At 47.4% G+C, this 24,003-nt stretch carries 21 protein-coding genes; 7 read left to right on the top strand and 14 right to left on the bottom strand.

Annotated features, from left to right (window positions below; translation table 11 throughout):
* On the top strand, positions 1–195 hold a 195-nt coding region (locus OEM52_05615; protein ID MDK9699603.1), incomplete at its 5' end, for a phenylalanine ammonia-lyase.
* Between the two features lie 382 nt (positions 196–577).
* Here OEM52_05615 and OEM52_05610 read toward each other — a convergent pair.
* The 9 genes from OEM52_05610 to OEM52_05570 all read right to left on the bottom strand — a co-directional run bounded on the left by OEM52_05610 (position 578) and on the right by OEM52_05570 (position 11,086).
* Positions 578–1,336, bottom strand: coding sequence for a T9SS type A sorting domain-containing protein (locus OEM52_05610; protein ID MDK9699602.1), 759 nt, complete (start codon positions 1,334–1,336; stop codon positions 578–580).
* A 178-nt stretch (positions 1,337–1,514) separates the two neighbouring features.
* Positions 1,515–2,171, bottom strand: a complete 657-nt coding sequence (locus OEM52_05605; protein ID MDK9699601.1) for a response regulator transcription factor — start codon at positions 2,169–2,171, stop codon at positions 1,515–1,517.
* Between the two features lie 21 nt (positions 2,172–2,192).
* Entirely contained in the window at positions 2,193–4,061 is a 1,869-nt protein-coding gene (locus OEM52_05600) for a sensor histidine kinase (protein MDK9699600.1), read from the bottom strand.
* Positions 4,062–4,440: 379 nt separating this feature from the next.
* A complete protein-coding gene (locus OEM52_05595; protein ID MDK9699599.1) occupies positions 4,441–5,034 on the bottom strand; it encodes a TetR/AcrR family transcriptional regulator in 594 nt (197 codons plus the stop codon).
* 308 nt (positions 5,035–5,342) lie between these two features.
* Positions 5,343–5,951 carry a ribosome biogenesis GTP-binding protein YihA/YsxC gene (yihA, locus tag OEM52_05590; GenBank protein MDK9699598.1) on the bottom strand — a complete coding sequence of 203 codons (609 nt, stop codon included), beginning with the start codon at positions 5,949–5,951 and terminating at the stop codon, positions 5,343–5,345.
* Positions 5,952–6,047: 96 nt separating this feature from the next.
* A complete protein-coding gene (locus tag OEM52_05585; GenBank protein ID MDK9699597.1) occupies positions 6,048–6,401 on the bottom strand; it encodes a nucleotidyltransferase domain-containing protein in 354 nt (117 codons plus the stop codon).
* Between the two features lie 567 nt (positions 6,402–6,968).
* Positions 6,969–7,769 carry a toll/interleukin-1 receptor domain-containing protein gene (locus OEM52_05580; GenBank protein ID MDK9699596.1) on the bottom strand — a complete coding sequence of 267 codons (801 nt, stop codon included), beginning with the start codon at positions 7,767–7,769 and terminating at the stop codon, positions 6,969–6,971.
* A 14-nt stretch (positions 7,770–7,783) separates the two neighbouring features.
* Entirely contained in the window at positions 7,784–10,393 is a 2,610-nt protein-coding gene (lon, locus tag OEM52_05575; protein MDK9699595.1) for an endopeptidase La, read from the bottom strand.
* A 147-nt stretch (positions 10,394–10,540) separates the two neighbouring features.
* Complete coding sequence (locus OEM52_05570) at positions 10,541–11,086, bottom strand: DUF6305 family protein (GenBank protein ID MDK9699594.1); 546 nt, start codon at positions 11,084–11,086, stop codon at positions 10,541–10,543.
* 279 nt (positions 11,087–11,365) lie between these two features.
* Here OEM52_05570 and OEM52_05565 point away from each other — a divergent pair, with 279 nt between their 5' ends.
* The 3 genes from OEM52_05565 (at position 11,366) to OEM52_05555 (ending at position 16,413) form a co-directional block, all read left to right on the top strand.
* On the top strand, positions 11,366–12,406 hold the full coding sequence (locus OEM52_05565) for a RelA/SpoT domain-containing protein (protein MDK9699593.1): 1,041 nt from the start codon (positions 11,366–11,368) through the stop codon (positions 12,404–12,406).
* A gap of 171 nt (positions 12,407–12,577) precedes the next feature.
* Positions 12,578–14,065: an outer membrane protein transport protein gene (locus OEM52_05560; protein MDK9699592.1), complete on the top strand. Its 1,488-nt coding sequence runs from the start codon at positions 12,578–12,580 to the stop codon at positions 14,063–14,065.
* 212 nt (positions 14,066–14,277) lie between these two features.
* Positions 14,278–16,413, top strand: a complete 2,136-nt coding sequence (locus OEM52_05555) for a T9SS type A sorting domain-containing protein (GenBank protein ID MDK9699591.1) — start codon at positions 14,278–14,280, stop codon at positions 16,411–16,413.
* 83 nt (positions 16,414–16,496) lie between these two features.
* On the opposite strand, the gene OEM52_05550 is transcribed toward OEM52_05555, so the two are convergent.
* The 3 genes from OEM52_05550 to OEM52_05540 form a co-directional block, all read right to left on the bottom strand.
* The gene (locus OEM52_05550) at positions 16,497–16,874 is read right to left on the bottom strand and encodes a hypothetical protein (protein ID MDK9699590.1); all 378 of its coding nucleotides are present in this window, start codon (positions 16,872–16,874) and stop codon (positions 16,497–16,499) included.
* A complete protein-coding gene (locus OEM52_05545; GenBank protein ID MDK9699589.1) occupies positions 16,871–17,644 on the bottom strand; it encodes a 4Fe-4S binding protein in 774 nt (257 codons plus the stop codon). Before OEM52_05545 ends, OEM52_05550 begins: the two co-directional genes overlap by 4 nt.
* Positions 17,645–17,748: 104 nt before the next feature.
* Entirely contained in the window at positions 17,749–18,084 is a 336-nt protein-coding gene (locus OEM52_05540; GenBank protein MDK9699588.1) for an HPF/RaiA family ribosome-associated protein, read from the bottom strand.
* 262 nt (positions 18,085–18,346) lie between these two features.
* Here OEM52_05540 and yidC point away from each other — a divergent pair, with 262 nt between their 5' ends.
* Positions 18,347–20,104, top strand: coding sequence for a membrane protein insertase YidC (gene yidC / locus OEM52_05535; protein MDK9699587.1), 1,758 nt, complete (start codon positions 18,347–18,349; stop codon positions 20,102–20,104).
* Between the two features lie 280 nt (positions 20,105–20,384).
* Here the strand turns inward: yidC and OEM52_05530 are convergent, their stop codons facing one another.
* Positions 20,385–21,215 (bottom strand): methyltransferase domain-containing protein, encoded by an 831-nt coding sequence (locus tag OEM52_05530; protein MDK9699586.1) that lies wholly within the window; start codon positions 21,213–21,215, stop codon positions 20,385–20,387.
* On the bottom strand, positions 21,212–22,006 hold the full coding sequence (locus OEM52_05525) for a carotenoid biosynthesis protein (GenBank protein MDK9699585.1): 795 nt from the start codon (positions 22,004–22,006) through the stop codon (positions 21,212–21,214). Before OEM52_05525 ends, OEM52_05530 begins: the two co-directional genes overlap by 4 nt.
* A 67-nt stretch (positions 22,007–22,073) precedes the next feature.
* Between OEM52_05525 and OEM52_05520 the strand changes: the two genes are divergently transcribed.
* Together OEM52_05520 and OEM52_05515 are read left to right on the top strand one after the other, a co-directional pair.
* A complete protein-coding gene (locus OEM52_05520) occupies positions 22,074–23,144 on the top strand; it encodes an SPASM domain-containing protein (GenBank protein ID MDK9699584.1) in 1,071 nt (356 codons plus the stop codon).
* A 124-nt stretch (positions 23,145–23,268) separates the two neighbouring features.
* Entirely contained in the window at positions 23,269–23,859 is a 591-nt protein-coding gene (locus OEM52_05515; GenBank protein MDK9699583.1) for a hypothetical protein, read from the top strand.
* Positions 23,860–24,003 lie beyond the last annotated feature (144 nt).

Below are 24,003 nucleotides of genomic sequence, written 5' to 3'. Positions count from 1 at the left end.
CAGGCGCTCGACTTCCGCGAATTTACGCCGGGGCTTGGCACCATGGCGGCAAAGAAAGCGGTTCGCAACGTGGTGAATCATCTCGATATCGACCGTCCGTTGTTCCCGGATCATAACGCGATGAAGGAGTCCGTGAAGCGATGCGAAATGTTGACTGCCGTCGAAACCGAAATCGGCGAGTTGTTGACGTACTGATTTAGGGAACAGGGAACAGGGAATAGGGGCTCGGGATTCGGGGCTCGGGGTTCGAAAAGAATCGGATCGACAGACACTCCTGAGACCTTTGATTTATTCGTTTATCCTGTCTTTGCGAGGAATTCTGCACATGTGAAGAAGCGCAGAATCACGAACCCCACTAAATCATTTGTTCGGGTTCGTAACAAGGTCGCAACCGTGTGCGACCGCAGTGACGTGGCAATCTCAAAGGGCTCACCGAAGGTAATCTTGCGCGATTTATCCAGTCTTCAAAACAGAGGCGTATTCTCAGAATGCGCCTCTGTTTTTTGTGTCCGATTGGAACAAAGGAAAAGGGCGGGATGTGTTGCCCGCCCCTCGAGTAGTACGCACACGATGACACTTATTTGAGCAATATCATCTGCTTGGTACCAGAAACGCCATCGACCCGAACTTGATAGAAGTAAGTACCGGAAGAAACTGGAGCACCGACGTCATTTCGACTATCCCACATCACTTGATGCTCACCGGGCATCTGCTCGGCTTGCAACAAGTTCCGCACTAATCGCCCCTGCAAATCGAACACATTCACCTCGACATTTCCGCGCTTCGGCATCGAATAGGAAATCGTAGTGGTTGGGTTGAAGGGATTGGGATAGTTATTGCCAATGTCAACCATTTGAGGTAATTCGGACGAGCCCGGTTCGGCAACACCAACATTATCTCCACTTGTAAGATTAGCAGCTGTGGTAACAACAACGATTAATGAGCCGCTATTATCCGTGAAGTTACTACCACCAGTATAGTCGTTGATAGACACATAAAGCGTTCCACTTTGGCTTGAACGAATTTTATGGTAGCTACCAATTCGAAATGGAGTACCTGATGTTGATATTCTACCAACAAGTGCAAAGTCTGCTATTGACGGTACTATACCATTTCCAAGCGAAGAGGGAAGCGTGTTTCCATCAGGTCCATACCATACATTACTATTTTGGACATCTGAATTGACTCGAAATATTCCCTTTCCCTCAATTACTATAGTCGAGTTTGCAGGAATAGTAATTCCTGTACTTTGCCATGAAGTGCTAACATTGACTTGATAAATCTGCTGTGCACTCGCAATTGAAAATGCAAACAGACTCAATACGATCAATATCATGAAAAGACTACCTGTTCTCACTTTTCCTCCGATTACGATTGATTCATTCGTTTCGAGCGGCTCCTAACGCGGTGCCACCTTCAACAAAGAATTTCATCAATTAAAACGTCGGAGAATAGTAGGAGAATTCCTCGTTTTTTGAGGGGTTCGGATCGGGTTTGCGGGTTTGTACTACTTGTTATTCTATTAGCCCAATGCGCCTCGCGTAAATTTCCAATTCTCTTGCTCCGTTAACATTCAGTTTCTCATAGATCGAGCTACGTGTCTTTTCGACAGTTTTCTCGCTGATTTGGAGGAGTTCAGCGATTTGTTTTGAGGTTTTCCCGTCGACGACATACTGCATTACTTCGCGCTCGCGGTCGGTGAGTTTTCGGAAACGGTCGTCGGTTACAATCTTTTTAGGGGGAACATTTAATAGGGCGGAGACGACTTGCGGAGAGATGGTGGGATCGATATAGTACTTCCCAGTAGCAATTGTCGCGAGACCGGTAAGGAGGTTCTCGGGTGCAACTTCCTTACTCAGGTAACCGTTGGCACCGGATTGAAACGCTTCGACAATGCGGGACGGTTCGATGTGTACACTTAGAATGAGAATTTTCAGATCGGGATACAGCAACCGTAGTTCTTTTGTTAATTCAATTCCACTGCGATCCGGTAGCGATATATCGACGATTGCGAGTTGCGCTTTGCATTGTGCGATTAACGAAAGTGCGTCTCTTGCGTTACCAGCTTCCCCGCAAAAATCGAACCGAGAATCACTACGAAGTTTTGTTTTAATGCCTTCCCGTAACAAGGGGTGATCGTCAACGATAAATACTTTGAATGGGCCAACCATACCTAATTCTTCCTCTGTTTACTATTTACGAGCGAGCACTGGTACAAGTAAATGAATCCGTGTACCGCTACCCGGTTTCGATTCAATTTGAAAAATACCACCCACCTTCTTGATTCGTTCTTCCATACCAAACAATCCCAAATGGTGGGTCGTTAATGCTTCGTGGCGGCGCTGGTCAACCTCGAATCCGGTCCCATTGTCGACAACATCGATGACAATAATATTCGCTTCCATAGACAACGATATTGTTACGATGGTTGCGTTTGCATATTTCCGAATATTGTTGAGCGACTCCTGTAACACCCGGAATACAGCTAACTCCAATTGTTGAGAAAACCGTTGCTCGCCAATTCCACTTTCGTGAAAAACCACTTCCATTGAGTTCTTATGAGCGAACTCAGTACAAAGTGTTTGTGCACTTTTAACAAGCCCCAACGCTTCCAGTCCGGCGGGGAGAAGCTTGTGACTTATCTCACGGACTTCGCGAATCGTATCGCGCAAATTACTTGAAATACCTCGAATTTCTTTAACCGATTCTTCTGGATTCAGTTTGATAAACGTCTCTAAGCCATCCAATTGAAATCGCATTGCCACTAAATTCTGCGCTACGGTATCGTGCAGCTCTTTTGCCAACCGCCGACGCTCTTCTTCCTCAGCAAATTCCAATTCATGCTGGAGTAGTTTGAGTTCTTTCGATAGCGTTTGTTGTTCGCGCTTCTTTGATAGGTACTTCTTGACCGAAAATGCAGTTATGACAACCGCGACACCAAAACCGGAAATAGCAAGAATCCAGCGATAGCGCCAAAACCACCAGTAGGGATTGGGGGAAGGATACAAAAGCGAAAATGCAGTTCGAGATCGCAAGCAGCCTATAACGAGATTAATGAGTGTATCTTCTTCAAATGGTATGTGCTGTATGTGCCGCTTTCCCGTTTGATGCCAACTGACATTTGACAAAATGTGATGTGACTGTGATGAAACAGGGGTCAGTGAAGTATCTAATAGAATGACACGGTTTTTATCGCATAAAAACTGGTAAAATGGGGTCGTATCGTTAAATGGAAATGTTTTCGTAAACCTTGGATTCGCTTCGATGATAGGGAAGCGATTGGGATTGGCAATCTCGGATAACTCAGTGGTCACCCATGTTAATGTACCTTTCGGTACGTTCGCTAAAAGTCCTATTCTTCCGTTACTTTTCTCCCCCCATTCAACAGTCGGGATGAGGTTTCCAATTAGTTGCTTCTGGTTAATCACTTTGCCGTTACTCCCATCTAACTCATAAATCAAGCAATATTGGGTATCGACATAAGCTTCAGCATTCACAATAAAGAATAGTCGGTTACGTTTGTCATTAGTAAGTAGTAACTGCGAAGTTTCCGATCCACTGGAGTCGCCGCAAAAAAACCAATTCTCCTTACCATCGAGCGAAACCGATTTTACATAACACTTTCCACTTGAAAAACCATTATACACACTATTTTTGCCATCGGCATCACTACATAAAAATATCTCGTCCTGACCATCACCGCTAAAATCATAAGCCCCACAAGCAAAGAAATTTGCCCCGGATTCTTCTTGAAATCGAATTCCTTTGGGAACTAAACTGTCGAAAACAACAAAGGTCCACGCATCTCCATTCGATCGAGGATTGCCATACGAAGAATATGGGTTACCATAAGAGACCCAGTATTTTATCTCGTTGTTAGTTAAGCGGATTTGATACGGTCCAAAAATTAACGGGCACCAGTTGCCGATAGGGACAGTGTCGGGGCGATTGAATTGAAATAATTCAACCAACTCCTTGCGACTCGGATAAACTGAATCAGGATTAAACTGTATTAAGCTTGCTTTCGATGGGGAAACCCGACGAAAATATGCTTCAGGCATTTTATCCCGATCAAAATCGATGATTGTTGATTGAAAAACAAAAGATATTGTATCAAGTGTCGGGGTATCAACTGGTCGAACATAAATTGTATGTTCCCGTGCACGCGGGTAGGATAATGATTTGTTTTGTTGGTTTATACACGAAAGGACTTGTCGCTCGTTTTGTTTTCCGAATCTGACATTTAATATTTCTTTTTTTTCATCTCCGTTCCAATCTAACACGATTATGTTGCTGTTAGAATTATCAAAAGCAATATACTCTTTCCATACAATCGGGTACGCTTTCGGGTCTGTGGGATACTGTTCGCACCCCGTGAGTGCGAAGAGGAATGATGTTAGAAAGAGTAGTAGTATTGTATTCGACTTCACTGCTATATCATTAAATGGTCAACAACCTTCGGATATATTCCTTCACCGGGGGAAGTTCGCTCGGGCGTTCTTGTTGCGTGGTAATGATTGTATTTACAAGACCTACGGTGAGGCGCGCAAACAGCCAGGTGTCCCCCTTCATCGCTTCCCCGGCTTTCTGTGCCTCAACCACCAAACCCTCCACGAGTTGGGGGAATGCCTGTTCGAGCCCCTCTTCCCGCAGCCGCTTCCCCGCATCCTCCTGTATTTCATCGGTCAAGCCGCCCACCAGATTCGCTGTGAGCAAGCGGTCGCGCTCCTCTTCCCGCGCCTGCACCTGCCGTCGCAAATAGTAGCCGGCAAGTTTCCCCAACCGTTCGAGCGGCGAGCTGTCGTCGCTGAGGTACGTCTTCAAATATTCCGCGGTCTTGTACGCTTCGATCCGCACCAATTCTTCCCAAATCGCCTGTTTCGAGGGGAATTCGGCATAGAGCGTCTTCTTGGATATCTTCAAGGCATGGGCGATTTCTTCCATCGTCGTACGTTTCACGCCCGACTGTAAAAAGTTCTTTCGCGCCGTTTCGAGTATCATCCGCCGCGTATCGCGCTTGAGCCGTTCTGCCATTGTTTTTCTCCCCTCTTTACGAACGTGGTCGCAAATCCATTCGCGACATTCTTTTACAGGCGAGGACGCCTGTCGCTACCCTGCACATATTCGGGTACGGGCGATTCTCCAGAATTGCAATCTTTTCCATACAGGTCTGGAGACCTGTCGCTACCCATTGTAGGGGTTCGATTTATCGAACCCGGTGGGCATATGCCATACGCCCCTACTGCCAGTGGTTACGAGCTTCCAAGCCCGTTGTTTTTGTTCGGGCGGGCGTGGAAACCCGCCCCTACCCTGCACCTTACACCTTTCACCCTAGACCATTTTCACCCAACACCCATCACCAATTTCCGAATTGCCTCGCGTAATTTTTCGATTCCGAAGCCGCTGGCGGATGAAGTCGCAATTACCGGCGCGCCGTTCGACAATTGGTTGACCAGATTGCGTACTTTCTGCCGTTCCGATTGCGTTCCTTTATCGACTTTCGTGATGGCGATGAGAAATTTACGACCGCTATCCTGCAGCCATTCGACAAATTCGATATCCAATTGCGATGGCCCGACAACGCCATCGACCAAGACAACGATACCGCGGACATCCTCACCCGACGCGAGATATTGATCGACCACCAACCGCCATTGCGACTGCTCCTCCTTCGACGCTTTCGCATAGCCGTAACCGGGGAGATCGACCAAATAGAAATCTTCTTTTTCGACGAGAAAATAGTTTAAAGCGCGTGTCCGTCCCGGCGTTTTCGAGACGCGGGCAAGCTCTTTCCGCTGACACAACGCATTGAGCAGCGACGACTTACCGACATTGGAACGCCCGCCAATTGCAAGCTCAGGCAAACGCGCCATCGTCTCCGGCAACTCTTGTCCGACGATGGATGCGATAAATTTCGCTTGAAAGGGTGGTGTTTCCGGTTTCAGAATCATTCGTTCGATTCCATTATTTTCGCAACATACTTGTAAAACACTTCAATCTCGGCAATTACATTTGTCCGATTCTTCGATAACAACAATTGTCCTTGTTCATGGTCGTTCATACAACACCTTCCCTTCGCGAGAAGCTCTTCCGACCACATTGTTTAATGAAGTTTTCCAATAATCGAATTCGTCACGTGTTCGAACAATAATGTCGCATGGGATCCGAAACGGTGTTAGCAAATGGTCCAACCGGTTCATTATTTCAAATCGTTTTGTTACGTCGAATTGAGAATCAAGCACAACAAGAAAATCGAGATCGGATTGGCGGTTTGCCTCGCCACGGGCGTGAGAACCAAACAATACCAAAAATTGCGGTTTCGTCTCCTTGACGATTACGTCGGTGATTTGTCCAAGCAGCGCCGGGGATACTTCCGGATACTTGAATACTACTTTCTCCAAAATGACCTCCTCCCACGGTTCTCTTTATTGAAACTTGTATTCAACACCAATTCGATGTTGCCGCTGAAATTAATGTTTACTTCAGAGCTGTCACCCCTTTGATCAATTCTTCGCCAACAAAACACGACCGGGTCGAAGCGTTTCGACCCCTACTCGGGACTTATCGTTACCCATTTTGTAGGGGCGCAAACGCTTGCGCCCGTTTTGTTTTATCGGGTTCGATGAATCGAACCCCTACACGTCAAAATTCGAGTCCTTGCCGCGACATTCCCTTCGGTGAGCCGCCGGGCAGGGTCCGGTCGCGGTTTTTCAATTGGGTAGGGGCGGACTCCCACGTCCGCCCGTATTGGTGTCAGGCAAGATTCCCTAACCTCCAATTCACGTAGGGGCGAGCCGCGCACACCCGTTTGTTTTTCGGATTCGATTAATCGAACCTGACAAAACTTCAATCTATGAACTGCTTTTTCGTAATTGCTGATTCTCAAAATAAGCAGAATTATAACATTAAAGCATTGTACGAAACAACTATAGTCTTTAAATGATCGCTTTTATGCAATCAAACACAAACTACAACAGCCCTCTTTTTTTTAAATACTTTCTTCCATCATGACTCAATGTATAGTACCACCTATACTTACTGTCAATTCTGCTTATCTTGTAACTAAAGCTCTCATGCTTAATAAGCTTGAGATCCCAACATAATCGGTCAATAGATAGCTTTATTGACTGCTGCGAAACGTTTTCAAACCTATAATATATTTCCTCTATAGATGGCAAGGATTCTGCATTATCTGGATAAGTTGATAAAAGTCGTAACAAACTCAGCTCTTGCTCATCAATTTCTGGATCATTTTCTTGATTTTTTACTATAACTTTACTTCCGTTTTCATATTGAAAACTCAAGACTGATACCCTTAATTCGTCAATTATCTTTTTTGTATCAAGACGTGGTTTTTTTGGCAATTGAAGCTTTGAAACCAAGTCGTCCGTAAACTGATCAACAAATTCATCGTTAAACGCAATTCCTTGAAATTCGGAAAAAACGTCAGGTAAATCTTTTACATCCATTCCTATACACACAGGCACTATGTCTATGTTATCCATACACCAAGCAAAACCAAGTTCGATGTTTATCCATGGACGGTATACTGAATGAGGACTACATATCACGTAAAGTACTTTGCATTCATTCAGTGCATTCCTTATCTCTTCTCTCCATCTTTTTCCCAACTGAACACTTTTTATGCTACTACTCACAAAAGCAGAGATTTGACCAACAAAATCATCTTCGAGAACCTTTTGCAATTCTAACGCAAAAGTTTTTTCTTCATGAATATGACTTATAAAAACCTTTAATTTTTCGCTCATCTTTTCCTCCTTTCCTAACACTCCCCAATCTCAATATCATTCAAGTCGAGGCCAGTGACCGGATGTTCCATCGTCGGAACAATCGACGTGTATTTCGGTTCCCGGTTCGGTGGGGTCGGTTGCGTCGTCGGGGGATTCGGATGATTGAGTACCGTGTTTCCCGTTCCGGGTTGCATCGTCGGATTTGCCGTTTCCTGGCGACCCAGAGGGTCTGTGTTTGGGCGGACAGGGGCGTCCGCCCCTACTGGTTTTCCCGAACCCCGAACCCCGAATCCCGATTTCCGAAGCGCAAGTTTCCATACTTGATCGATGGTTTTCACCGGTGTGATGTGAAGCCCTTTCAAGACTTGTTTCGGGACTTCCTTCAAATCCTTCACATTCCCTTCCGGGATCAGGATATGGGTAATATTCGCCCGCTTCGCCGCCATCAATTTTTCCGGCAAGCCGCCAATCGGGAGCACTTCCCCTTGCAGCGTCACTTCCCCGGTCATCGCCATATCGCCGCGCACTTTCCGGCCGGAGAGCGCCGAATAGAGCGCCGTCGCAAGGGTAATCCCCGCACTCGGCCCATCCTTTGGCACCGCCCCTTCCGGTACGTGGACATGTAAATCGTTCTTCTCAAACGGTTCCCATGCAAGCCCCAATTCCTTGTACCGGGATTTGAGCAGCCACCATGCCGCAATCCCCGATTCCTTCATCACTTCGCCGAGCTGCCCGGTCAACGAGAGTTTTCCTTTCCCGGGGGTTATCACAACCTGCACTTTCAATACGTCGCCACCGACCTGCGTCCACGCGAGTCCAATCGCGACGCCGACGCGGTCTTTCCCATCGAGCGGCGGATCGACGAATTTCGGTACGCCTAACATCGCCGGGAGATTGCGCGCACTGACATGCATCGCGTCCGCTTTCCCTTCGGCAATCTTCCGAGCGGTTTTCCGGCAAAGCGTCCCGATACTCCGTTCCAATTCGCGGACGCCCGCTTCCCGGGTATACTCCTCGATAATCCGCTCGACGGCGTTATCGGCAATCTGCAAACGCTGTTCATCAAGCCCGTGTTCGGTGCGTTGCCGGGGAATTAAAAACGTTTTCGCAATCTGCAATTTTTCCGGCGGGAGATATCCGAGCAATGGAATCAATTCCATCCGGTCGAGTAACGGTTCCGGAATCGCGCCGCGCGAATTTGCCGTCGTGATAAAGAGAATTTCCGATAAATCGAAATCGACTTCGAGGTAGTGGTCGGAAAAAGTTTTGTTCTGTTCGGGATCGAGCGCTTCGAGCAGAGCGCTGGCAGGATCGCCGCGAAAATCCACCGCCATTTTATCGATTTCATCGAGTAGGAACACAGGATTTTTCGACCCGGCTTTTTTCAATCCCTGAATAATCCGACCCGGCAGCGAACCGACATAGGTGCGGCGGTGTCCGCGAATTTCCGCCTCGTCCCGAATCCCGCCCAACGATACTCTTACAAATTTGCGATCCATCGCCCGCGCAATCGAACGTCCGAGCGACGTCTTACCAACGCCGGGGGGACCAATAAAACAAAGAATCGGGCCACGCACCGACTTTGCTAAATGAATGACCGAGAGATATTCCAGAATCCGCTCTTTCGGTTTTTGCAGACCGTAATGATCTTCGTTCAAAATGCGTTCCGCTTCCGCGATGTCGGTTCGATCGGTCGTGCGAATCGACCATGGGAGCGAGATGAGCCAATCGACGTAACTACGGACAACAGTCGCTTCCGGCGACATCATCGGCATCTGCTTGAGCCGTTCGAGTTCTTCGTCCGCCTTCTGCTTCACCTCTTTCGGCATCTTCGCTTTTTTTATCTGCTTGCGGTATTGAATAACGTCGCCAAAATCGTCGGTGTCTTCGTTCTCGCCCAACTCTTTTTTGATCTGGCGGAGTTGCTCCTGCAGGAAATATTGCCGTTGCGATTTGTTAATCCGCTCGCGGACTTGCCCCTCGATATGCTTTTCGAGATTCACCATCTCGGTCTCGGAAGTGAGTAGAGCGGCAACCGAAATCAAAGCGTTAAGTGGCGTGCGGGCGTCGACGACCGGCTGTTTCTTGAAGGCGGGGCATTGAATATGCGACGCGAGAAAATCGGCGACTTGAAATGGATCAGGAAACGAATCGGCGGCGGTGACCAATTCTTCAGGCAGGGTGCGCTGTGCGGCAGCGTATTGACGGAACATGTCGATTGCATGACGGCGCGCCGCTTCGGTCTGTACGACATTGCTCTCGAGCGGGAGCAATGGATGATAGGCGGCTTGCCAAACATTCTCTACTTCGGAATGTTCTTCCACTTCGGCGCGAAACAACCCTTCGACGAGTAGTTTCATCATCCCATTCGGTAACGCGAGAATTTGCAATACGCGACCAACGACTCCGATGAGCGGATACTCGGCCGGCAGCGTTTTCTCGGTTACGGTTTCCGGTTCGAGTAACAGCAGCATCTGACCATTGGTCTTCTGCGATGCTTCCACTGCGCGGCGGGATTGCTCGCGGTTCACCAATACGGGCGCTACCGTCTGCGGAAAAATCGCCATATCACGCAAGGGGAGCACCGGCAGAATCCGGGCGATTTCCTCGTGTTTCTCACGCAATTCGCGTTTCGTCGTCATTAAAAATCCAAGTAAATAATTCGGTTCGATTCATCTAATCCGAGCGATACGGGCGCGATGAATCGCGCCCCTACGAATGCAAACGGATTCGCTCCCGGCAGCGGTTTGCTGCGGCGAAGCGAATCCGGCATTACGATTACGATGTTACTATTTGCCGAAAGCGGTCTTCAGCGGGGCAACGCCTTCGCCAACTTTTCCAATCGCGACATAAGGTTTCTTGTTTGCTTTGGCAAGATTCGCGAAGAAATTGTCGGTGTCCCCGTCTTTCTTCACTAAGAAATAATCAGCCGCATCGGCTACGGTCTTGTTAATGCCATCGGATTGACCGCCGCGCCGTTCCTTGCCGCCAATGTGGATTAAGAGAATCTTTGCCTTTTTCTTCTTGGCTTCGGCGATAATTACTTTTGCCCGGGCGATTTCGCTTTCGGCGGAAATTCTCGCCTCACCGAGTCCCTTATTCGATGCGCCGACGACCATCGCGACGGTTCCATTGGCAGGTACTTTATCGGCACCGGCAAGTTTATCGACTACCATCTTCACTGTATCAACGCCGGCTTTCTTGAGAATCAATTTCGCGCTGTGCAGGTCGGCGGATTGGCCAATGGTAGTGACCAAAACCGGATCGGTGAGATCGGCGGCAAACGCCATTCCGGCGACAAATAAGGTTAGCAGGATTGCAGTGCAGAGTTTCATCTTCTTAGCTCCTTTTTCAAGAGTGACATTCTGAGTTAACATCGAGTTAACGACTTGCTACGCAACAAATCGGGTGCGCTCCCGAAAGCAGTACATCTCCTATCCGGTAATGCCTGTAGTACTTATACGCACACCCGGATGGAAACGTTTCGCCGGAAAGGTACTCATGCACTTCGTCAATATCAAGGATTCGAGTGGGTTTCTGTTTATCCATGCTTGATGGAGTTTACTCTTGATTAAAAATTGATTATCTTGAAAAAACCATTCATTGAGGACAATGTGGATATTGAAGAACTTAGAAAACAATACCGAGAGATTCAGAGTTCCGCCGAACATTTTATGCTTGAACTAAAAAGGCAGATCGAAGAACTGTTCAATGCTAACTCAATATCACTTGGGGTTGCGATTGAATGCAGGCTTAAAAGTCTCACTTCGATCGAAGAGAAGTTAGATAGAAAATCCCTTAAGATAGAACAGCTTGTTGACCTGCCTGATTTCATTGGAATTCGTGCAATCTTGCTCTACAAACGCGATGTAGATAAGCTATCCGAAATAGTGTTGTCAAATTTTAGTGAGCTTTCCCACGAGGATACAGCAGCAAGACTTGAACCGTCCCAGTTTGGGTATCAATCCGTTCATTTTAATTTAAAATTAAAAGACGATTGGCTAAAACTTCCTACATTTCATGGTTGTGAAAATTTTCAATTTGAATTACAGGTTAGAACGTTAGCTCAACATATCTGGGCCGCTGCTGAACATGATTTACAATACAAATCCGAAATTGACATACCTAAACCGATAAGAAGAACAATTTATCGAGTTTCAGCTCTATTAGAAACGGTTGATCTGGAATTTGAAAGAGTTCTTGCCGAGAGAAGCGAATACCGGAAAGAAAAAACAGTTGTTGATTTGGATGAGGTTCTAAATGTTGATTTACTTGAAAAAACCCTTAGAGATAAACTTCCATTGGATCATTTACAAGGAGATGAAGCATACTCCGATTTACTGACTGACCTATTTGCAATGGGAGTAACTACAGCAAAACAACTAAATTCTCTTATCGATAAAAACTTAGAGAAGGCAAAAAAAGCAGATCACGAAATGGTTGTACGTATTTTAAAAAGAAAGCAAAGTTGGCCTTCAGGTTATCTTGAACGCGCTAATAGAGGAGTCTTCTATAACTACGTTGGGTTAGTGAGAGATGTGATGAGGATTGAATTTGGTGATCGCTTTGAAAAATACTTTAGTGATAAACAAGCAGAAAGGCTAATGAGTAAAAGGAAACATGTGGAATTGCCAATGAAGAAGGTGTCGACTTAGAAAAATCACTTGTTAAGATATAGTAGATTTTGTTACCTTTACGTCTACCGGTGGGGGGAATTATCGATCCTTGCGCTGAATTAGCGACCTCCGGTATGGCAACAAACCCTCTTCGCCATCAACCAATCCGAATCACAAACTTATGGACGCCATGTCCAAGGGGAACCATCGATGAATCGTACCAAGTTCTTCATCACTTTACTTGCAGTCCTAACACTTATCTCTGCCTCCTTCGCTACCAACGGAACCCGTTTGATCGGTTTCGGCGTGAAAATGAATGGTCGCGGCGGCACCGGCATCGGTGTGTTCGACAGCCCATCGCTCATGATGACCAATCCGGCTGGCATTGCATTTATGGAAGGCGCGGGCGTTGGCGTAAATTTCGGTGCACTCATGCCCATCGTGAAATTTAAGAATAATCTGAACGACAAGACCGGCGACGCCAACACCTATCCTACCGGCGGTATCGGCTATGTTTCCGACCGCAGCCCGATGAAAAAACTATCGTGGGGCATCGGTCTGTTCACATTAGGCGGTATGGGCGCTGATTTCAAATTGAATCATGCACTCTATAAGGATGCCAGTGGCAACTATATCCCGCAGACCTACCACTCCAAGTTAGGAACGATTCAAGTTGGACCAAGTTTTGCCTATAAATTCAACGATAAATTTGCGGCGGGCATCTCGTTGCATCTCTTCTATAGCCAATTAGAATTTGAAATGCCGTTCTCGATGCCGCCGTCATTCCTGCAAGGGATTGCACAACCGGGCGTCACGTTTGGCCAGATGTTTGCCAGTCCTCCCCTTAGCTATACTGAACTAACCGCCGCAGCGAAAATGAGTGACCTTACCGCAATCAGTTTCGGCGGCAAAATTGGTTTTGCCTATAAGCCATGTGAGAAGTTGTCGCTTGGATTCAATTATTCTTCCCCTGTGACATTGACCCATAAGAATGGCAAGGCGACGATGGATATGTCCGCCCAATTCAACGACGCCTTTGCTAAAATGGTCGGTGCGTATGTTGGTGCAGGAATGCCAGTTGACACCGCCCGCGCCAGAGTGTTAGCATCATTTGCTGCGATGGGCATCAATCCCGCGTTAGGCATGGAAGACGAATACAATCTCGAAGCGGAGTTAATCAATCCCCAATCGATTGGCATTGGTGTTGGATTCAAAGCCACTGAGAAATTAACCGTTGCCTGCGACGTTGAGTACATCAATTGGAAGGATGCATACGAGAAGATGGCGCTCAGCTTGAAGAATGGTAAGAATGCGAACATCAATCGTTTGATGGGCATCAATGGTGATTTCAATGTCGATTTCCCGATGGAATGGAAAGATGCGATTATGTTCCGGATCGGACTCGAACATAAGTGCACGGATAAATTCACCGGTCGGGTTGGTTATGCGTTTGGTTCCAATCCTGTTCCATCGGAGACCGTATTCTCCATTTTCCCGGCGATTGTTGAGAGCCATATAACACTTGGCGGTACCTACGATTTCACGCAAGCAATGTCACTGCACATTGCCTATGAGACGACATTGAACAAGTCTCAAACTGCCAGCAATCCGAGTAAAATCGCGAGCGAGTACAATGGCAGCACCAGCCAACTGGCGGGCGGTTTTGTGAACATCGGTTTCGCTTGGAAACTGCGGTAATTCTTTTGTGATATAGTAATCATTTCGTAGAGTAGGGGCGGACGCCACTGTCCGCCCATTTCTGTTGACGAACAGTATACATATGTAAAAACAATATTATTTGAAATCTTTATTGTATTGTCTCAAAGTCTTTGCTAATTTTGTTACTGTTGTGTTGTTTGTCATTCACTCTCAACAACCTATAAAAATTCGAACTAACCGGAGGGTCTCCGATGTTTCATCGCATAGTAGTAGCCATCTGCGTCAATCTGTTCGTAAGTACATCAGTTGTAACCTGCGCACTTGCTCAAGACAGTTCAAATGTTCGTTGCATAGGTCGATTGATAGGACCAAGTGCGACAAGCGTTGCAGTACAAGGCAATTACGTTTACATCGCTAATTCACTCTCAGGTGTAGAGATTGTAGACTTTGAAAATCCAATTTCTCCATTTATCATTGGACGTTATGATACGCCTGGGTCTGCAAGTGGGGTGGCAGTTTCTGGAAATTTCTGTTACGTTGCTGATGGCGACCGAGGATTGCGGATAATAAATATAGCAAATCCACGAGTTCCACAAGAGGTTGGATCTGTTGATACACCAGGTTATGCTTCTGGTGTAACGATATTCGGAAGCTATGCATTTATTGCAAATGGAAACAATGGATTATATATCGTTGATGTTAGCACTCCGAGTAACGCACAAATCATCGGTTCTTATAATACACCCGATTATGCTACAAATGTTGTTGTTCAGGGTAATTTTGTTTTTGTAGCTGATGATAATTCCGGATTAAGGATAATAAATATTGTTAATCCAGCAATGCCTCAAGAAGTTGGACATTTTGACTCACCAGGTCATGCAAAAGATATTGCAGTTAATGGCAATTTCGTTTACATCGCAGACGGTCTTTCTGGGCTTAGAATTATCGACAAAAGCAATCCCTCCCAACCTCGAGAAATAGGATCCTTTGTTACTCGAAGTTTTGCAAGTAGTGTTGTAATATATAACAGTTTTGCGTATGTAACCGTGCAAGACGACAGTTTATATATCATTAACATTAGCAATCCTTCGCAACCACAGGAGGTTCTTGTATTCAATGGTGGTGGTGACGACATTACGATCACAGGATCTCATGCTTTTATCGCAAGGCACGACCGAGGTTTGAATATCTTAAACATAAGTAATCCCTCTAACCCTTGTATGGCTGGATTTATTGATTCACCAAGTCAAGCGACGGATGTTGTACTATACGGTAATCATGCTTTTGTTACAGATGTCTATGATGACTTGTTTATTATTGATATCCATAATCCATCGGTTTTACGAACTGACGGGCGGCTCAAATTACCAGTTGTATTTTCTAGGAGCACGACAGTATCGAACAATTTTGCATATATTGCTTGTGAAGACGATGGAATCCGCATCATAAACATTAGTGATGTTGCCAATCCACAAGAAGTTGGACAATTCGTTACTCCAGGAAGCGCGAATGGGGTGTTTGTTGTTGGCAATTTCTGCTATGTCGCCGCTTCTGATCGAGGACTACGGATTATTAATATCAGTAATCCTTCCAACCCTTTTGAAGTTGGTTTCTTTGATACCCCTGGTAGAGCAATGAAAGTAAAAGTTATTGGTAATTATGCATTTGTCGCAGACTATGACTATGGGTTGCGAATCATTGATGTAAGTAATCCTTTGTCTCCGCAAGAAGTTGGCTTCTATAACACACCTGGAGTAGCATACAATGTCGCTGTTGTTGGTAGCATTGCTTTTGTCGCTGACGCTGGTTTTGGTTTACGGATAATCGATATCAGTAATGTAACATCACCGCAAGAAATTGGCAACTACAACACTTCAGGCGTCGCATATGGAGTGGCGATATCTGGAGAATATGCATATGTAGCGGATTGGGATCAAGGAATTCGAGTGATTAATATCAGCAATCCCACATTTTCACATGAAGTCGGTTATTACGAAACACTTACTTCTGCTTACGGCATCTGTGCAGTTGGCTCATCAGTATATGTAGCAGCATCTACTGAGTTCGGTGTTTACACACATTCTACATTAGGTGTTGTTGATCGTATTGGTGAGGCAATCCCCGGCGACTTCCAGATCGAGCAACTCTATCCCAATCCCTTTAATGCGAGTGCGACACTTACCTACACGTTACCAAAAACAGCGAAGGTAAAGTTTGAGCTGTTTGATATTACCGGGAGGAGTGTCGGAACGGTGTTCGATTGGTCGCAGGAGGCAGGAACCTATTCTGTGAAGTTGCAGGGCGAGCAACTCACATCTGGCGCTTACTTCGCCAAGTTATCCGCCGGTTCGCAATCGGTATCCCGGAAGTTTGTAGTATTGAAGTAAGTTTCAATTACAAACTCATGCAAAAGGGCGAACCTCGTGTCCGCCCTTTTTCGTAGGAAACCAATATCGATCGATTCGTCAAATTATATTTTTTTCATATCGAGGCAGCGAAACACCTGTCGTTTCGTACCATCCTGCAGAGGAATTTCCTGTTCAATGATTTCCTTGATGCGAGCCGGCGTGATGAGTTTCGGATCATAACTTATTGATGCCCGATGCTCCGATGCAACTGTTTCAATTCCCTTCACACCTTCCACCCCATCAAACAGCCCCGTAAAGAAGTTCGCAGTTCCTTTGCATTTCACGCCATCCACCGTACACACCACTTGCGAGACGGTAGCAGCATCCACCATGTCGAACTCAACCGAGGTGGTTGGTTGGGTGAATGCCAGCCGCAACCAATACCCGCCAATCAGTGCAACAACAGTCAGAATTGGTAAGAGATACTTGGAAATTTTCATGATTTCACCTGGGGAGAAAGTTTTAGGACGAGACAGTCGTCAACGGGGCAGGCTTGGATGCATTCCAGACAATTCGTACAGTCACGATGATTCACTCGGGTTACTGTAAATGGTTTTATGTCGTGGGGGCAGGCTGTGGCACAATCACCACACTCCAAACAAGTTTCGGTATTCCGAACAATCTTTATCAATCCAATCCGGCTAAATGGATCGAGCGTCGCGCCTAACGGGCAGAAGTAACGGCAGAAAAACATCGGAATAATGAACGCACCGATGAACAGCAATCCCAATATCGTTACGCTAACCCAACCCAACGTACCATGCCCAAATCCCGAAAAAATGATGTAAAACGGATCATATCCCCGCAGGATTAGTTCTCCAGTGCGGTAGGTAAAATAGAGCGCTACCACCAGTGTAATGTACCGCAACGGTTTTAGCCATGAGTTCAGTTTTGGATTCAATGGCTTGCGATTCGGAAAGAAGCGACGCGTTACTTTGTTTTGCAATTCCTGCAGAAAACCGATTGGACACCCCCAACTACAGAATGTCTTCTTGGCGAGAATCGCCAATACGATGATTGCTACCAACATCGAGAGATTGAGTGGGCCAGTCACGCAACTGAATTGTCCCACTGTAAACAATCCCCAGAGACTCTCCATCCCGCCAAACGGGCACCACGCTTCAAACGAGCGTTTTCCCCAGATTGCAGTATAGGTGACAATCGCAAGAAGGATTGAAAGGAATGTATAGCGTAAGGTTCGTGGTTTCATGGTAGAGGTGATCCATAATCATTCGCAGTAGAATGCAGCGGTGGCAATTTTGTAATAAGGCTGCATTCTACTACGACCGGAAATACATGGGAATAAGGTTGTTGTTAATCGATGGCAAGTTGGACGGAACGACGCTTGGCGCGGGAACGTCCGACCGAACGGGAAACCGCTCCCGATGCCCGCTCTGCCGCTTCCTCCACGGAATGAATTAAGTCTTTGCTGATTTTTTCAACAAAAACAATTGCATTGGTTGAGAGTCGAACCTCAATCCGACAGCTCTTATTGTTTCCGTCATGGCGACTGTTAAAATCAATCAGTTGAATCGTAACCCGCCGAATGTGATTGCCATACTTTTCTAACTTGCGTTGAATCGACTGTTCGATAAATTTACGCACAGTTTGGTCGATGCGAAAGTGCAAGTTTCGAATGAGAATCAACACGACAAACTCCTGTGTGAAATTGACTTACGATATTTAAACGCCGTATGCTTTCACTGGTTCCCACTTTTTGGACAAATTTCAAGTTTTTCGGTTTAATCGCTAAAATTGACTTCCGTCTTGCTCTTAACGAACAATTTGCCGATTTACCCCCCTTCCTATTGTTCTTTGCCACTTTTGCACTCAGGGAATGGCTTGACTACTTTGTGTCGATTCATCAGAAAAGGATACGACTTGCCTTTGTTTCGGCAGTCACAAAGAGACTATGGATAGAAACGCTTGGATTGCCATCCTCCTCATCGGCCTGGTGCTAATATTAACGCCCTATCTGGAAAAATTGTGGGCGCCAACTCCCGTACCACCGCCGCCGGTAACGCAATCGCACGATACCATTCCCGCCGCGAAACCGCCTGCGGAAACCGGCGTACGAGCCGATACATCTGCCATAACGAGTACCACGACACCGCTTGTACCACCCGTCGTCGAAAAGCCGTGGTTCAAGCAGATCGCCGATCCCGCGAAAGGGGTAACGACAATTGTCACACCGCTGTACACCGCTGTATTGGGGTGGGACGGCGCACGCTTCCTCCATTGGAAACTGCATCCGAACGGGAAGTATATCAAGGACACCGTCGAAACTGTCCGGAAGGATGAAGGATACTCGATTGCACCGGGTCTCCAGTTCCGTGATGGTGGCATGCGCACGGTTGAATTCGTTCAATTCACTTCGACCGATTCGTTGATTAAGCTATCCGAGAACGATACCCGCACCGTTACCTTGCACGGCGCGGTGGAGCCGTTCGGCAATGTCGAACTGCTGTACACCTTCAAAGGGGGTTCCTTTGAATTTGAGATTACAGCGCGCTATCAAGCGGAGAAATTGACTACCCTCGGCGAGTCCGGCGTTTGGTCGATATCGCCCGGCTTATCGCCGACTGAGGATGTTCATAGTACCGCCATCAGCAGTATGACCCAAACCGGAGAAGAGTATTTCGTCGGAAGCCACGTTTGGCTCGGTGAGTATTCCAACGGTACCCATGAAGAATTTGCCCCATCGGCGGATAAACCAGAGAAGTTCAACGCATCGGGCACGACGCAATGGGTCGCGCAACGCAGTAAATATTTCGTCGTGGCGGTTTCGCCGAAGAAGCCGGGTACTGCGGTGGAAATGTCGTCGGAAATTGGACTGAACCCCACTTGGAAAACTCAACGGATTCTGGTGACAGTACCTACGACAGCGATGGCGGAGTTCTCGACCCGGGTCTATTGGGGACCGCTCAAGAACAGCTATGTCGGCGCGTTTGCGCCAAAGCTTGACCTGATTATGAATTGGGGTTGGGCGATTATTCGTCCCTTCTCCAAAGCGGTATTGTGGACATTGACATTCCTGTATCAATTCGTTCCGAATTACGGTATCGTTATTCTTCTCTTCACAATTCTGATTAAAGTGATACTTTGGCCGCTTACTGCGAAGCAATTCCGCAGTATGAAGGAAATGCAGATCATTCAGCCGATTATGCAGGAGATGCGCGAAAAGTACAAAGACAATCCGAAGAAAATGCAAGAGGAGATGTTCAAGATTTATGCGGAATATAAGGTAAATCCCGCCGCCGGGTGTCTGCCGATGCTATTGCAGATGCCAGTGCTGTATTCCTTGTTTATCGTATTCCGCTCGACGATTGAGTTACGCGGTGCGCCGTTCATGTTATGGATTCAAGACCTTTCCCAACCGGAAGCGTTGTTTATTCTACCGTTCAGCATCCCCTTGTACGGGGTCAATGTCGCATTGCTGCCGATACTGATGGGCGTCACCCAATTCTATATGGGAAAGCAGACCGCGTCGAACGATCCGAACCAGAAAATTATGTTATACATGATGCCGGTAATGATGGCGGTATTCTTTAATTCGCTGCCGAGCGGCTTAGTATTGTATTACTTCTATTACAATCTGGCGACCATCGTCCAACAACACTACATCAAAGGGACCACCGACAAGAAAGTCCCGGAAGTGAAAGTGTCGTAATCATGGGCTCGGGATTCGGGGTTCGGAATTCGTGACAGCGACATTACCTACGGTGAGCCGAAACGGGTTCCTGTCGCGGAGAAGGTGATGGGTTTAGGGGCGTATGATATACGCCCCTTTTGTTTTGTAGTAGGGTCGGGTTCCCAAGCCCGCCCGTAGATAAATGACGCATCAAAATTATAACAACAGAAACGGGTTTGGAAGCCCGTCGCCACCAGTTATGGGCGCATTTCGACATCTTCTACAACAGCGAAACAGTGGACAGACAAAAGTGTTTATCCTACCGAAGCGACTTCTCAAACCCGAGCAGTGTGTAACGAACCGGAACGATGGGGTATGTAATCGGAGAAAGCTTTGCGATTGCTGCAATAGCAAGGAGGTACCAATTCGCATAATGAGCATCCCGCAAGGTGTGCCAATGTTGAAAAATGAGCGGTGCCATTTTCTGTACCGAACGACAAACGCCAGAAGTCAAATCGGTCCGGGAGACGAATCGCAATCCATTCTGTTGAGCCGCTTCACGATACTTGGCTTCCGTATAGAGCGAGTGTGCGCCTAACGCCCGCAGTACTTGCCGTTCCCGCCAACCGTTCCGCCGGTTTCCCGTGAATAACACATCGGCAATGGCAAACCTTCCTCCCGGCTTTAACACCGCCGCCACTTCGGAAACAAATTTCGACTTATCGGGATAATGGAATGCGCTCTCGAGCGAATACACCGCCTCGAAAGTCTCTCGTGGAAACGGAAGCGCTTGAGCGGATGCTTGGATTAAGTGAATTGTGTCTTTAGCAGTTAGTGTTTTTTGCCCGGCATCGATTTGCGAGCGGAGAAGTTCGAGACCATAAACTTCGCATGAGAACTCAGTAGCGATTTGTCGTGCCGGGCCGCCTAACCCGCAACCAATTTCCAATACGCGAAACTGTGGCCGCAATTGTAATTGATCCGCAATAGTTCGCACCAACAATCTTTGCGCGGTCTGATAATCACCGGAAGAGTGTTCCGGTAGCCAACCGAGATTCGCGTACCCATTCTGTGCCGTGACGATATCGATTAAACTGCGCATGTCGCGGTAGTATTGTTCGATGCGCTGGGTGTGGTGGGTGTCGCTCATACAAATGCCATTTGATAGAACAACCAGAAGGCACAGAGACAGACAACAATCCCGCCGATGACAACTTCGGGAATCCGGTCATGGAGCGCGGCAAACACCAGATTCAATACACCAAGCCCTGCCCAGAGTAGCGGCGCCGGAAACAACCAGTCACCGGTAAAATTCGGTTGGTGAGGCAAGAGAAATCCGTTGGCGGCAAAGGCGAGAATGAGGGTAAACAATGCCGTGCCAAACCAACCAACAAAATTCGTCCAAGGAATCGTCCGCCAGCGGATACGGGAGCTTCGCTCACGATCCCAAATCCAATACCCTTTCGTGACCAAAGTCGGCTCGATGAGGAAATCGGCAGCCATGGCGATTACAGCGGCAGTAGGCAGTAACCGCGATAGCGACATCGTCCAATCGAAATAGGTGAAAAGTACTTCGGCATCGACCACACTGAAGTATAACACAACCGGCCAAATCCCGGCGACTGCGACTGGTACTCCGAATGGGCCAAACGGTTCCATGAGCTTCGTATAGCGGTAATGCCCGAACGGAATTCCGGTACGGACACCGATAGCTTCGACGAGGTAGGGAACGACAGTCGTTATCGCGAAAAACAGTAGCGACCACACCACACCACGCAAAATGAGGGCATGGGAGAACACTGCACCGACAAGCAATGCCACCAATGCGGCATTAAATAGAAGTCCGGGCGGACGTTTTAATAGCAGCATTACCCGGTCATACAGGATCATGCCCGCCATCGATAGCGTCGCCATTAGTAAAAATAGTTCGATACTCTTCATCTTGTGGGAATATACCTGTATAAGCCGAGGTCGTCCAATCGTATATTGAGTATGACGAAAGGAAAAAATGCTCGAAGGATTGGGAAATAAACAGGTAGCGAAACTGTTGCAGACGACACTGGCGAACCCGTCGCGCTACGGCACATTGCTGACTCAGGCGTGGACACGATTGGTTATGCCGCGGGATGAGACAGCGCCGTTTCCTTCGAGTGCGATGATCGAGCCAATTGCGCGCTGTAATTTGAAATGTCCCGAATGTCCGGTGGGGCGCGGCGAATTGGGGCGTACTGGAGAAGTATCGATCGAAGCGTTTGCCGAATTGTGGAAGATGTTTCGCGGGAAAATCGCGCACGTCCTGCTATTCAATCAAGGCGAACCCTTGATGGTGCGCCATTTCGACAAAATTGCTCAAATATGCTCCGCCACGAAAACCTACTCCCTTACTTCGACCAATGCGACCCTGCTCGCAAAAAACGATTGGCCGGAACGCTTGGTCGCAAGCGGTCTCACCGAGTTAATTCTCTCGATCGATGGTACGACCCAGGATACCTTTGAGTTGTACCGGGTCGGCGGCCGACTCGATAAAGTCATCGAAGGAGTCCAAGCGTTGCGGAAGGCGCGTGATGCCAATGGCGGACGCGGCCCCATTCTCACGATGCAGATGTTGCTGGCGAAAACGAATGAGCATCAATGGCAGGATGCGCCTGCTTTTGCGAAGAAAATCGGATGTGACGGATTAGTATTCAAAACGATGCAGATCGAACGACTGCACGATCCAGTCGCGAAGCATTTTCTCCCGACGAAAAAAAAATTCTGGCGATACACCGAGGATGAGTCGGGAAAACTGATATTGCGGCGGAAGTGGATTGGCTGCGGGCGGTTGTGGTGGCATCCGGTCGTCCATGCCGATGGGGAATTGGTGCCGTGCTGCTTCGATAAAAATTCCGAACATTCTTATGGCAATGTCTTTCAGGATGGTTTCGCAACAGTGTGGAATGGGGAAAAGGCGCGAAAATTCCGGCGACAGTTTATCGACAGCAAAGCGCCGCCATTGCCAATGTGCGAAAACTGTACCGAAGGGCTGTGGCGTGTGGAATTACTGCCGAAAGAAATGGAAAGATTACAGCGACATGATTAGTAAACCACTAAGGGCTCAACGACCTCCAACGGACAGCTTGTTCAACCCCTTCGTTTTCTGAAGTAATCTCGTGACTTACTGGATTGTTTTAGGGGAAACGTTGCCGTAATGCTATCTTTTCGTGATGCCAACTGATTACTCGAAGACTTCACATTTTGGGTTAGACGGCGGCGACTACACTGTAATCGCCGGCTATTTCCTCGCATCCTTGATTGCTGGCTTTTTTGCTCTTCGCAGCTCCCGCAGTGGTAGCGAAGATTTCTTCGTCGCCAGCCGCCGGTTGACGCTGCCCGCCTTTGTTGCCACTACGGTCTCTACTTTCTACGGCGGAATCCTTGGTGTTGGGGAGTACTCATACTTGTACGGGTTATCGAATTGGTTTGTCTTTGGCGTTCCCTATTACATTTATGCGTTAATCTTTGCATTGAAGTTGGCAAAGCAATCGCAAGGCTCACGCCTCCTCAGCATTCCCGATCAATTGGAAATTGCGTATGGACGACGCGCAGCATTGCTTGGTGCCGGATTTCAATTCCTGACGACTGTTCCCGGCGCCTATATTCTGATGGTCACCACCTTATTGCAGATGGCGTTCGGGCTATCCTTCCCGTGGGCATTAGCGATAGGAATTCTTACTTCGTCAATGTACATCGTTACCGGAGGGTTACGCTCGGTCGTCTATGCCGATATCGTACAATTCCGTCTCATTTTTATCTGATTCATCGTATTGGTCGTAACTGCATTCTTCACTCTCGGCGGGATGGATTATCTCACTGCGAATGTGCCACCAGCGAACTTTACTCCAACGGGTGGATTACCGATTGCGGCAATTCTCGTCTGGTACTTTATTGCGATGACAACT

Source organism: bacterium, assembly GCA_030247525.1.
GTDB lineage: Bacteria > Electryoneota > JAOADG01 > JAOADG01 > JAOADG01 > JAOTSC01.
Note: the sequence above shows the minus strand (reverse complement) of the source record. Positions and strands in the feature narration are given on the sequence as shown.